The sequence below is a fragment of the Dactylosporangium sp. NBC_01737 genome (assembly GCF_035963215.1).
Classification (GTDB): domain Bacteria; phylum Actinomycetota; class Actinomycetes; order Mycobacteriales; family Micromonosporaceae; genus Dactylosporangium.
Genome location: NZ_CP109153.1, coordinates 8,900,855 through 8,913,463, shown reverse-complemented (window position 1 = coordinate 8,913,463; position 12,609 = coordinate 8,900,855). Strand labels below are relative to the sequence as shown.

The 12,609-nt window shown below is 73.3% G+C and carries 8 protein-coding genes and 2 pseudogenes; 8 read left to right on the top strand and 2 right to left on the bottom strand.

The window, feature by feature from the left end; all coding sequences use genetic code 11:
• The first annotated feature begins 20 nt into the window (after positions 1-20).
• The 3 genes from OHA72_RS40515 to OHA72_RS40505 are packed head-to-tail and all read left to right on the top strand — an operon-like array spanning position 21 to position 3,538.
• Positions 21-842 (top strand): nucleotide exchange factor GrpE, encoded by an 822-nt coding sequence (locus tag OHA72_RS40515; RefSeq protein WP_327001378.1) that lies wholly within the window; start codon positions 21-23, stop codon positions 840-842.
• Positions 839-2,758, top strand: a complete 1,920-nt coding sequence (locus OHA72_RS40510; RefSeq protein WP_327001377.1) for a dynamin family protein — start codon at positions 839-841, stop codon at positions 2,756-2,758. The genes OHA72_RS40515 and OHA72_RS40510 overlap by 4 nt, the downstream gene beginning before the upstream one ends.
• Before the next feature lie 12 nt (positions 2,759-2,770).
• Entirely contained in the window at positions 2,771-3,538 is a 768-nt protein-coding gene (locus OHA72_RS40505) for a hypothetical protein (RefSeq protein ID WP_327001376.1), read from the top strand.
• Between the two features lie 62 nt (positions 3,539-3,600).
• On the opposite strand, the gene OHA72_RS40500 is transcribed toward OHA72_RS40505, so the two are convergent.
• Together OHA72_RS40500 and OHA72_RS65090 are read right to left on the bottom strand one after the other, a co-directional pair.
• Positions 3,601-3,795, bottom strand: a complete 195-nt coding sequence (locus OHA72_RS40500; RefSeq protein WP_327001375.1) for a hypothetical protein — start codon at positions 3,793-3,795, stop codon at positions 3,601-3,603.
• Positions 3,796-4,210: 415 nt separating this feature from the next.
• A pseudogene (locus OHA72_RS65090) lies at positions 4,211-4,957 on the bottom strand (Hsp70 family protein); the annotation flags it as partial.
• 375 nt (positions 4,958-5,332) lie between these two features.
• Between OHA72_RS65090 and OHA72_RS40485 the strand changes: the two are divergent.
• From OHA72_RS40485 to OHA72_RS40465, 5 genes and pseudogenes are all read left to right on the top strand, one after another.
• The gene (locus OHA72_RS40485; RefSeq protein WP_327001372.1) at positions 5,333-6,091 is read left to right on the top strand and encodes a glycerophosphodiester phosphodiesterase family protein; all 759 of its coding nucleotides are present in this window, start codon (positions 5,333-5,335) and stop codon (positions 6,089-6,091) included.
• Between the two features lie 29 nt (positions 6,092-6,120).
• A complete protein-coding gene (locus tag OHA72_RS40480; protein WP_442788380.1) occupies positions 6,121-7,500 on the top strand; it encodes an MFS transporter in 1,380 nt (459 codons plus the stop codon).
• A 46-nt stretch (positions 7,501-7,546) separates the two neighbouring features.
• Positions 7,547-10,546 (top strand): AfsR/SARP family transcriptional regulator, encoded by a 3,000-nt coding sequence (locus OHA72_RS40475; RefSeq protein WP_327001370.1) that lies wholly within the window; start codon positions 7,547-7,549, stop codon positions 10,544-10,546.
• Between the two features lie 95 nt (positions 10,547-10,641).
• On the top strand, positions 10,642-11,280 hold the full coding sequence (locus OHA72_RS40470; protein ID WP_327011761.1) for a thymidine kinase: 639 nt from the start codon (positions 10,642-10,644) through the stop codon (positions 11,278-11,280).
• A 28-nt stretch (positions 11,281-11,308) separates the two neighbouring features.
• Positions 11,309-12,550, top strand: a pseudogene (locus OHA72_RS40465) (acyl-CoA dehydrogenase family protein); the annotation flags it as partial.
• Positions 12,551-12,609 lie beyond the last annotated feature (59 nt).

Genomic DNA, 12,609 nt, shown 5'->3' with positions numbered 1-12,609 from the left:
CCTACCCCCAGGAGCCGACGATGTTCTCGTCCTCCAACAGCCTGCGTCTCGTCGCCGTGGCTGTTGCCCTGATCGTCGCCGTGCTCACCGGCGCCGCGACCGGCCTGCTCAGCGGCGCCCCCGACTGCCCGGCGGCGCCGGCGACGGCGGCCCGCCCCGACGACCGCCAACGGCGGCGCCGGCATCGGCGACTCCGTCAACGGTGGCGGCGGCGCCCCGGGCAGCCGCCGAAACAGCAGCCGACGACGGCCGCCGCGCCGGTCGGGCCGGTCGCGCTGGCCGCGAACGGCGCGTGCACCGCGCAGGAACCGTTCGGGGTCACCGCGGCGCTGACCGCGTTCGTCGGTGCGCTGCTCGTCGGTGCGGCGCTGCTGCTGCTGTTGCTGCTGTCCTCCCGTGGCGGTCCCCGCCAGGTGCAGGTGCCCGTCGCCGCCCGCGGCAACGGGACCGGCCCGGCCGACGCCGACCGGCGGGCCCTCGTGCAGGCGTGCATCTACGTGCGGGACCGGGTCACGTCCAAGGCCCTCGGCGACCGGCTCGGCGCCGCGCTGCAGGACGCCGGGGTCACGACCCTGGAACCGACCGGGGTCCGGTTCGACCCGGCGCACCACGAGGCCGGCGGTGCCGCACCGTCCAACGACCCGAAGCTGATCGGGTCGATCGCCGCCGTGGAGGTCCCCGGCTACCTCGACCGTGACGGGCGGGTCCTGCGCGCCCCGATCGTCACCGTCTACCAGGCCGTCCGCAACCCGGGCGGGCCGACCGGCGCGCACCCGACGGTCCAGCAGCACGCCCAGCAGCACACGCCCAGCCCGCAACCACGCAGAGAGCAGCCACGATGACCTCGACCGAGAACGCGGCGCCGCCCGCGAACGGCAAGCCGAAGCCACCGAGCCCCGAGGCGGCCCTCGGCAAGCTGCTCAAGGCCGGCGTCGACGGGTCCCTGGCGTACCTGCGCAAGATCGACCCGGACGCGGCCGCGGACGTGGACACCGAACGCCGCCGCGACGTGCAACGCCCACGCATCGTCGTGGTCGGTGAGACCAAACGCGGCAAGAGCAGCCTCACGAACATGCTGATGGGGGTGCCGAACCTGTCGCCGGTCGACGCGGCCGTGGCGACCGCGTCGTACCTGGAGTTCACGCACAACACCCAGCACGGCGCCCGCGCGTTCGTGCCGGGCCGGGAGGACCCGATCCCGATCAACCTCGGTGACCTGCGGGACTGGGGCACCGTCCTCGGGCGGCTCCCGGACGGGATGCGCCCGCCGCGGCGGATCGAGGTGCACCACTCCGCGCCGCTGCTGCAGTACCTGACGCTCACCGACACCCCCGGCACCGGCGGCCTGGACTCGATGCACGCCGAGGTCGCGATGGACGCCGTGGAGCGGGCCACCGCGCTGCTGTTCGTCGTGGACTCCTCCTCACCGTTCTCCAAGCCGGAGATGAACTTCCTCATCGAGGCCAGCAAGAAGGTCAACTTCGTGTTGTTCGCGTTGACGAAGGTCGACGCGTACCCGGGGTGGCGCACGATCCTCGCCGACAACAAGGGGCAGCTGCAGACGCACGCGCCCCGGTTCGGGTCCGCGCCGTGGTTCCCGGTGTCGGCGCGGCTGGCGGAGCTGGCGATGACGCTGCCGAAGGAGGCGGCCGGTGAGCTGATCCGCGAGTCGCGGATCGCGGAGCTGCAGCACGCCCTGATCGACCTGGCGAAGAAGGGGCACCTGCTGCAGCAGGCGAACGTGCTGCGCTCGGTGCGGTCGGAGTACATCCGCGTCGACCAGGAGCTCGGCGACCGGATGAAGGCCACCGACCCGGACCCGAAGGACGCCGAACGGGCCAAGGAGGAGCGGGCGCAGGTCGCGACCCGCAAACGCACCGAGTCCCGGCAGTGGTCCCTGGCCCTGTCGACGGAGACCCAGCGGGCCCGGGTCGAGGCGACGACCCGGCTGCGGTCGTACATGACGCAGCTGCAGGAACAGTTCATGGAGAAGATCGACAAGGGTGGGCGGGGCGACATCAGCGACCTGCCCGCCGAGGTCGACAAGGCCCTGTACGCGCTGTCGGTGCGCCTGTCGCACGACCTGGAGTTCCGCTTCCGCAAGGTCGGTGAGCGGGTCCTCGCGCAGGTGTTCCACCCCAACGAGCTGCAGCACGTGCTGCGGCAGCTCAACGCGAAGCTGCGCCACGCGCTGGGCACGAAACCCCGCCGTGACGGCGGCGGCGGTGACGGCGCGATGGTCGTGATGTCCTCGGCCGGTATGGCGATGATGGCGGGCCGCGGCGCGATGGCCGGTGCCGGCGCGCTCGGCCTGGCCGGGGTCGCCGGGGCGGGTCTGGTCATCCCCGTCATCGGTATCGGCCTCGGTCTCGCCGCCGGCGCGTACATGATCTTCAAGCGGAAGAGCATGACGGACAAGGTCGCGACCCGGGCGTGGCTGCGGGAGGTCCTCGGTGAGGCCCGCGCCGCCCTCGCCGACGAGATCATGCACCGGTTCACCGACCTGCAGTACGCGTTGACCCTCGCCCTGGACGAGGCGATCGAGCGGCGGCTCAAGCAGCTCGACGCGCACATCGCCAACATCGACAAGTCCCTGGCGGAGGACAAGGCGGAACGGGCGAAGCGCAAGGCGGCGCTGAACACCGAACGGGAAGGTCTCCGCGCCCGCATCAAGCAGGTTGACGAGGTCCTGGTGCGGGTACGTGCACTGGCACCGAACGCACCCGCGGACGCGGCCGACGCGCCGGCCGAAGCGTAAGGGGGTTGGATCATGGACGGGCACTGGGAATGGTCGGAGTCGGGTGACGAGCCGGACACCGGTGACACCGCCGACCTCGGCGGCGACCCGGGGTACGGGCAGGGCTTCGAGCACACCTTCGATCAGGGGCACACGTTCGACGGTCACGACGACTTCGGCGGTGGTGACGCCCTGGGCGGTGACGCGCACGGCGGCGGCGACGACCTGGAGGAGCCGCTGGGCACCGAGCACGCCGCGGAGGCCTACGACCAGTCCGTGGACCAGTCCGGCCATGACGGTGACGGGTTCACCACCGCTGACGGTGACCCGGCGCAGCACGCCGGGTTCGAACCCGTCACCGACCACACCGGCGACCCGGACCTGCACGGCGACACCGGCGACGCGGGTGACCCCGGTACCGACGTCGCCGGTGACACCGACGGCGACGTCGGCGTCGTGCAGCACGCCGAGACGTTCGGCAGCGACCCGGACCTGCACGGCGAGGACGGCTGGCCCGAGCCGGTCTTCCCCGAGGAGCTGCACCTGGACGGCCCGCCCGAACCCGTCGACGGGTTCCCGTGGAGCGACGCCGACGTCCTCGGCGGCCCGGATCACTCCCTGTCCGCGGCGTACGACCCGGCCGCGCACACCGACCCGGCGAACCCGGCGGACCTGGCCGGCTACGACGCCGGCACCGACGGCGTGGACCTGCCCGCGGGCACGGACCCGTGGAGCCTGCTGCTGAACTCCGACGACCCGGCGACGAGCTCCCTCGCCGGTTTCTGGGCCCCCAACACGTAGCCAGGCACAGCGAAAGGCCCGCCACGGTGCACCGTGGCGGGCCTTTTCGTGTCGCGGGTGGGTCAGCCGTTGAACGCGGTCATCAGCAGGATCACGAACAGCACCGCGACCAGGACCAGCACGACGATGATGACCGCGACCCAGTTGCGCTCCCCCTCGTCGGCCTGCTGCTGCGGCTGCGGCGCGGGCTGCGGCCGGGCGACCTGCGGCGGGAACGGTCCCGGGCGGGCCGGCTGCGCGACCGGCGCCGGCGACACCGGCGGACGGTACGGCTGCTGCACCGGCTGCTGCTGCACCGGCGGGGCTGCCGGACCAGTTGCACGGGCGGCGGCGGGGCTGCTGCTGCGGCTGGCGGACCAGCTGCACGGGCGGCTGCTGCACCGGCGGCGGGGGCTGCCGGACCAGCTGCACGGGCGGCTGCTGGCGGACCAGCTGCACCGGGGGACGCTGCTGCATCGGCGGCTGCTGCTGCACGGGCCCGGGCCGGTTCATGGCCGGGTTCATCGCCGGGGACACCGGCACCGCCGACACCGGCCGCTGCTGCTGCTGTTGCGGCGGGGGCGGGGTGACGGTCCGCGGCATCCCGGACGCCCGGACCGGCGCCGACGGCGCGCCGATGCACAGCGCGCCCTCCACGACGACCGTCTCCGGCTGCTCCAGGGTCGTCGGTGCCACCCCGAGCTCGGTGTGGATCAGGTGCGCGGCGAGGGGGATCCGCGACGACCCGCCGACGAGGAAGATCCCGACGAGGTCCTTCGGCTGCAACCTGGCCGACTCGATCGCCCGGCGCAGGCACGACACGGTCCGCTCCAGGTAGGGCTTGACGAGCCCCTCCAGCTCCTCCCGCGTCAGGTGCGCGTCGACCTCCAGGGACGGCAGGTGGATGTCGGTCGACGCGGTCCGCGACAGCATCTCCTTCGCGCCGCGGACGTCCTCGTACAGCAGCCGCCGCTGCCGGCGCGCGTTCGCGTCCGACGGGTTCGCGATCGAGGACCACTTGTCGGCGTGGCTCTCGGAGTACACCTTGCCGAGGTGCTCCACGATCGCGTGGTCGAAGTCGAGGCCGCCGACGTCGGCGAGGCCGTCCTCGGCGAGGACCTCGAACCCGGACTGGGTGCGCCGGACCACGGTCGCGTCGAACGTGCCGCCGCCGAGATCGTAGATGGCGAGGCTGCGCCCCACCGGGACGGCGGAGCCGAGCACGGCGGTGAAGTAGGACGCGGCACCGACCGGCTCCGCGATCAGTCTGGGCGTGCCGAGCCCGGAGATGCGGGTCGCCTCGACCAGCAGGGACCGGCGCCGCTCACCCCACCGCGCCGGGTGGGTGAGCCGCACCTCGTCGGGTGCGGCGCCGAGCTGCCGGCGGGCCTCGGTGTTGACCAGCGACAGCACGTGCGCGAACAGTCGCGGCACCGGCATCGGATGGTCACCGATGAACACCTCGCCGTCGTCGATGCGACGTTTCGGGTTGGGTTCGAACCGGGCCGGGTCCAGCCGCGCGTTGCGCTCGGCGTCCCGCCCGACCAGGACTTTGCCGTCGGTGTTGAAGTACAGAGCAGAGGGCAGCAAGGGAGAACCGTCGAACAGCAGCGGCCGCATCCGTGAGTCCGGGGTCCGGATCATCGCGACCGTGTTCGACGTGCCGAAGTCGATGCCGAGCACGCGCATGTGCGTCACCCTACCTTTGCCGTTCCACACGCTGCGTCGCCCGGCAAGCCTGAGGGAGACTGCTGGAAAGCCCCCGGTAACCCGCCGTTACGCAAACTCCACCAATGATCACTACATACTGTCGGCGTGGCCTATCTTGACCTGCCAGGACCGTTGGGCTTCGCCCACCGCGGCGGCGCGGCGGCCGGTGACGAGAACACGACAGCGGCGTTCGCCCGTGCGGTCGAACTCGGCTACCGGTACATCGAGACCGACACGCACGCGACTGCCGACGGTGTCGCGGTCGTCTTCCACGATGACACGCTGCAACGGATGCTGGGGCGTCCGGGTCGGATGATCGACGTTCGCTGGGCGGACCTGCAGACCGTCCGCGTCGGTGGCGCCGCCGCCGTGCCCCGCCTGGAGGAGGTCCTGGAGGCATGGCCGGACGTCCGGTTCAACATCGACTGCAAGACCGACGCGGCCGTCGCGCCGACCCTGCGGGTGCTGGACCGCACCGGCGCGCACGACCGGGTGCTGCTCGCGTCGTTCTCCTCCGCCCGCCTGGCCCGCATCCGCGCGCAGACGGGGCCGCGGGTGGCGACGTCGGTGGGCATGCGGGAGGTCGCCGTCCTCTACGCCGGGTCCCTGACCGGACGGCCCGTCAAGGTCGCCGAAGGGGTCGTCGCCGTGCAGATCCCGCCCAGGTACGGGCGGCTCACCCTCGCCGGGCCCCGGTTCATCGCCTACGCGCACCGGCTGGGGTTGCAGGTGCACCTGTGGACGATCGACGACGCGACCCAGATCGGGCACTTCCTGGACCTCGGTGTTGATGGCATCATGACCGATCACATCGAGGTGCTCCGCGACGTGTACGACGCCCGCGGCATCTGGAACCCCGCCTAAGGTCCGTCGTTTCAGGAGAGGCCCCGCCCGTGTCCGCTGTCGAGGTGCCACAGACGCCTGAGACGCCGCAGCTCAGCACGAGATCCGAACGGGTCGGCTGGTACTTCTACGACTGGGCGAACTCGGCGTTCTCCACGACCGTCGTCACCGTGTTCCTCGGCCCGTACCTGACCTCGATCGCGGAGAAGGCCGCCGGCTGCGTCGAGGACGCCTGCCACGACGCCGTCATCCACCCCCTCGGCATCGCGATCGCCCCCGGTGCGCTGTTCCCGTACACGGTGAGCCTGTCGGTGTTCCTGACCGTGTTCGTGCTGCCGGTCGTCGGCGCGATCGCGGACCGGTCCCCCCGCAAGAAGCAGCTCCTGGCCCTGTCCGCCTACATCGGTGCCGCCGCGACCGCCGGGATGCTGTTCCTGACCGGCGACCGGTACCTGCTCGGCGCCGCCCTGTTCCTGATCGCGAACATCTCCTTCGGCGCGTCCGTCGTCGTCTACAACTCGTTCCTGCCGCAGATCTCCTCCGAACAGGACCGCGACCGGGTCTCCAGCTTCGGGTGGGCGTTCGGGTACCTCGGCGGTGGCCTGCTGCTGCTGCTCAACGTGATCGCCGTGCTCATGAAGGACTCGCTGGGGATGAGCACCGGGGAGGTCGCCCGGTACAGCATCGTGTCCGCCGGCCTGTGGTGGGCCGGGTTCACCACGATCCCGCTGCTGCGGCTGCGCAACCGGCCGCCGCTGGAGCCACCCGCACCGGGCGTGAACCCGCTCACCGACGGGTTCCGGCAGCTGTGGCACACGCTGCGCTCGTTGAAGGCGTACCCGCTGACCCTGTTCTTCCTCGTCGCGTACCTCGTCTACAACGACGGCATCCAGACCGTGATCGCGCTGGCCAGCCAGTACGGCACGAAGGAGCTCGGGCTGTCCGACGACGTGCTGGTCCCGACGATCCTGATGGTGCAGTTCCTCGCGTTCGCCGGGGCGCTGCTGCTGGGGTGGCTGGCGAAACGGTACGGGGCGTGGAAGACGCTGCTGGGCAGTCTCGTGCTGTGGACGGTGATCGTCGTCATCGCCTACTTCCTGCCGGCGAAGGAGCCGGTGCTGTTCGTCGCGCTCGGCGGCGGCATCGGCCTGGTCCTCGGCGGTTCGCAGGCGCTGTCACGGTCGCTGTTCTCGCAGCTGATCCCGAAGGGCCGCGAAGGCGAGTACTTCGGCATCTACGAGATCTCCGACAAGGGCACCAGCTGGCTCGGGCCGCTGCTGTTCGGCCTGGCCTACGACACGACCCGCAGCTACCGCGTCGCGATCATCTCGCTGCTGGTGTTCTTCGTCGTCGGGTTCGTCGCGCTGCTGGCGGTGCCGATCCGCAAGGCCATCGAACAGGCCGGGAACACGCCCCCGGCCCGCCTGTAGCGCGCTTGTAGCCACAGCGGCGGCCCGCGGACTACATTGACCATCTGTGCGTTACCGGCTGCTCGGTCCCCTCGCGGTCGATGTCGGCGGGCAGCCGGTGGAGATCGCCGCGGCCCGCGACCGGGTGCTGCTGGCGATGCTGCTGCTGCAACCGAACCGGGTCGTCACCCTCGCCCGCCTCGTCGACGCCGTGTGGGGCGACCAGGCACCGGCGACGGCCCGGGCGCAGCTGCACACGTGCGTGTCGCGGCTGCGGCGGCTGCTGCCGGACGTGATCCGCACCGACACCGCCGGGTACCGCGCCGCCGTCGCCGACGGTGACCTGGACACGCTCGCGTTCACCGCGCTCGTCGCCGCCGGCCGGCCGCCGCCGCCGCCGCCGCCGCCGCCGGGGACCTGCGCACCGCGCGCGCGGCTGCGTTCCGCGCTGGAGCTGTGGCGGGGCCCGGCGCTCGCCGGGGTCGACAGTCCCGCCGCGCAGGCGCACGCCGTCGCCCTGGAGGAGCGCCGCGACGCGGCCCTGGAGGACTGCGTCGACGTGGAGCTGCGCCTGGGCCTGCACGCGGAGCTCATCGGGCAGCTCACCGCGCTGGTGGAGCAGCATCCGCTGCGGGAACGGCCCGCCGAGCAGCTGATGACGGCGTTGACGCGGGCCGGGCGGACCGCGGACGCCCTCGCGGTGTACCGGCGGCTGCGTGACGCCCTCGACGACGAGCTGGGCCTGCCGCCCAGCGACCGCCTGCAACGCCTGCACCACGACCTGCTGCAACCCCACCCCGACCCGTCACCGGCCGCGGCCCCCGCAGCGCCGGCGCGGGCGGCGGCGCGGCCGTGGACGCTGCCCCGGGACGTCGCGGACTACGCGGGCCGCGACCACCTCGTCGCGGACCTCGTCGCCGCCGGTACCGACGCCGCCGACGACGCTGAGGGCGACCTCACCCTCGACGGTGCGGTGCCGACGGTGCTCAGCATCGACGGGATGGCCGGGGTCGGCAAGACCACCCTCGCCGTCCACGTCGCGCACCGGGTCGCCGAGCGTTACCCCGACGGGCGGCTGTTCCTGGACCTGCGCGCCCACAGCGACCGCCCGCCGCTGCCCCCGCACGAGGCCCTCGCGCTGCTGCTCGGGCACCTCGGGGTCGAACCGGCCCGGGTCCCCGCCGACCCGGACGAACGCGTCGCCCGGTGGCGCAGCGAGCTCGCCGGCCGCCGGGTCCTGGTCGTGCTCGACAACGCCGCCGACGCCGCGCAGGTGCTGCCGCTGCTGCCGGGGTCCTCGGCGAGTCTCGTCATCGTCACCAGCCGCCGCCGCATCGCCGGTCTCGACGGGGTCCGGCCCGTGTCCCTGGACGTGCTGTCCGCGCTCGAGTCCCGCCGCCTGATCACCACGGTCGTCGGGGCCCGCGCCGCCGCCGACCCGGCCGCGACCGCCGAGGTCGCCCGCCTCTGCGGGCACCTGCCCCTCGCGTTGCGGCTCGCGGCGGCGCGGCTGGCGCACCGCCCGTCGTGGAGCGTCAAGGACCTCGCCGACCGGCTGCGCCGCGCCCACCCCGCCGCCGTCGACCTCGCCGTGGACGGCCGCTCCCCGCAGGCGGCGTTCGAACTGTCCTACCGGCAGCTGCCCCCGGCCGCGCAGCGGCTGTTCCGGCTCCTCGGCGTGCACCCGGCCGGGGAGCTGTCGATGCGGGTCGCCGCCACGATCGCCGGCCTGGGCGCCGGTGACACCGACGCGCTGCTGGCGCAGCTCGTCGACGCGCACCTGCTCAACGAACCCGTCGCCGGCCGGTTCCGGCTGCACGACCTGCTGCGCGAGTACGCCGCGCACCTCGCCGACACCGACGCCGAACGGGACCCCGCGACGCTGCGGATGCTCGACTACTACCTGCAGGCGACCGCGGCGGCGACGAAGGTGTGGGAGAGCAACCGCGACCGTGACCCGGTCGACTTCGCCGTCGTCGGCCCGCACGTGCCCACGTTCACCGACATGATCGACACCCGGCGGTGGCTGGACCTGGAATGGGCCAACGTCGTCGGCGCCGCGCACCTCGCCGACCGGCTCGGCTGGCACCGGCACACGGTCCTGCTGCCGAGGGCGCTGTGGGGGTACCTGTTCCGCAACTCGATGAACGACGTGTCCCTGGACCTGCACCGCCGTGCCCTCGCCGCGGCCACCACCCTCGGCGACGCGGACCTGATCGCGATGAGCCACAACTACCTCGCGTCCGCGCACGCCCGCGGCGGTGACCTCGCCTCCGCCGCGCGGCACCTCGCGGTCCTCGTCGCGCACCCCACGTGGGGCGTACGCGCCCGCACGAACCTCGCCTACGTGTACCTCAACGTCGGCCGCTTCGACGAGGCGCTGCGCCTCATGGAACGGTCCCTGGTCGCCGGTGAGGACACCTGGCACGTCAGCGTCCAGTGGACGGCCCTGGCGGGGATGCTCCGCGCGGTCGGCCGGTTCACCGAGTCGGCGCTGGTCGCGCAGCGCATCGTCGGCTACGGCCGGCGCACCGGCCTGACCTGGCCGGCCGCGGTCGGCGCCGTCGAGCTCGGCCTGGCCCGGCAGCGCCTCGGCCGGCACCGGCAGGCGGTGCTGCTGCTGGCGTGGGCGCGCCGGCAGCTCGGCGGTGACCTCGGCCCCGCCGCGGAGCTGGAGGCCCGCTGCCACCTCGGGGCGAGCCTCGTCGCGCTCGGCGTGCGGGAACGGGGCCTGGACCTGCTGCGCACCGCGTACGAGGACGGTCAGCAGCTGGACCCGACGGTCGCGTGCCAGGCCGGCAACAACTACGGCGAGGCTCTCGCCGCCGTCGGCCGGTACGCCGACGGCAAGCTCGTGCACGCGCAGGTCCTGGACCGGGCGATGCGCATCGGGCACCGCTACGAGCAGGCCCGCGCCTACCGGGGTCTGGGTGTGTGCACCGACGACCCGCGGCTGGCCGCGGACCGGCTCCGCGCGGCCCTGGAACTGTTCGAGGCGATGGGCACCCCGGAACGTCACGACGTGCGGGCCCGCCTGGAGCAGGTGGCGTTGCGCCGGGAACAGTAGGCTGCCGTGTCGTGACGTCCTCCACCCCCGCCCTCGACGAAGATCCACTCGCCTGTGTCGCCGCCGGTGACAGCCGGCTACGACGCGGTGGCTCGCTGAAGTTCTTCTACGGTCCGATGGACTGCGGCAAGTCGACCCTGGCACTGCAGATGGACTACAACCACGCCCGGCAGGGCCGCCGCGGCCTGGTCCTCACCACCATCGACCGGGCCGGCCCCGGCCGGCTGTCCACGAGGATCGGCCTGGGCAAGGAGGCCGTCGAGGTCGGCGCGGACCTCGACATCCGCGGCCTGGTCCGGCAACGCTGGTCGCAGGGCATCCGCGTGGACTACCTCATCTGCGACGAGGCGAGCTTCTACACCGTCGCGCAGATCGAGCAGCTCGCCGACCTCGTCGACACCTCCGACGTCGACGTGTACGCGTTCGGGCTGGCCACCGACTTCCGCACCAGCCTGTTCCCGGCCGCGCAGCGGCTGTTCGAACTCGCCGACGAGGTGACCCGCGTCCAGGTGGAGGTGCTGTGCTGGTGCGGGCGGCCCGGGCTGCTCAACGCCCGCGTCGTCAACGGCGGCATCGCCCGCGAGGGCGACCAGGTCGTCATCGGCGACACCGACGAGACCGACGAGGACACCACCACCGCGGACGTGCGCTACCAGGTGCTGTGCCGCCGCCACCACCGCGTCGGCGACCTCGGCCCCGCGTCCCGCCCGGACGGGCAACTCCGCCTCGTCTAGCCGATTACCGGACGGTAACCTCGAGGGCATGACGCGTTTCGTGCAGGACGGCCCGGCGCTGCGGGACCCGTACACCAGCGACTGGCAGCTGCACGGCTGGCTCGACCGGCTCCTCGGCGCCGACGGGCACGCCGCGGCCAAAGGGCGCCTCGCCGCGCTGTCCGCCGACGTCCTCGGCCCGCTACGGGCCGCGCACCACGACGCGGAGACCCACCCGCCGACCCTGACCCGCTTCGACCCGTGGGGCCAGCGGATCGAACGCGTCGACACCTCCGCCGGATGGCAGACACAACGGGCCGCCGCCGCCCGGCACGCCGTCGTCGCCCTGCCCTACCAGCGCGACGCCGCCACCACGTGGGGCCCCGGCACCCGCATCGTGCAGCACGCCCTGCTGCACCTGTGGGGGCCGGAGTCCGCGACGTTCTCCTGCCCGGTCGCGATGGCCGACGGCGCCGCCGCGCTGCTGTCCACCGTCGCACCCACCTCACCGTGGCTGGCCCGGCTCACGTCGATGGACCCGGCGGTCGCCGTCACCAGCGGCCAGTGGATGACCGAATCACAGGGCGGCTCCGACATCGCCCGCTCCACCACCACCGCCCGACCCGCCGGCGACGGCACGTGGCTGCTCACCGGCGACAAGTGGTTCTGCTCCGCGATCGACTCCGCGATGGCCGTCGCCCTGGCCCGCCCCGAGGGCGCCGGCCCCGGCAGCCGCAACCTCGCACCGTTCCTGGTGCCCCGCTACACCGGCGACGGCGCCCTGCCCGCCCCCGGCCTGCAGGTCCTGCGGCTGAAGGACAAACTCGGCACCCGCGCCGTGCCCACCGGTGAGGTCCGCCTTGACGACACCCCCGCGATCCCGCTCGGCGACCCCGCCGTCCCCGGCCTGGCCCGCATGATGACCCTCGTCGTCGTCACCCGCCTGCACAACGCCGCCGCGGCCGCCGGCGGGATGCGCCGCGGCCTGGAGTACGCACTCAGCCACGCCGCGAACCGGCACGTCGCCGGCGGGGTCCTCGCCGACAACCCGCTGCACCGCGCCACCCTCGGCGGCCTCGCCGTCGACGCCGCCGGCGCGTTCGCCCTCGCCGCCCACGCCTTCACCCTCCTCGGCGCCGACCCCACCGGCGACGAACTGCGCCTCGTCGCGCCCCTGGCGAAGCTGCTCACCGGCCGGCTCGCCGTCGCGTCGGCCAGCGAATACCTGGAGGCATTCGGCGGCGCCGGCTACGTCGAGGACACCGGCATCCCCCGGCTGCTCCGCGACGCGCAGGTCCTGCCGATCTGGGAGGGCACCACCAACGTGCTGTCCGTCGACGTGCTGCGCGC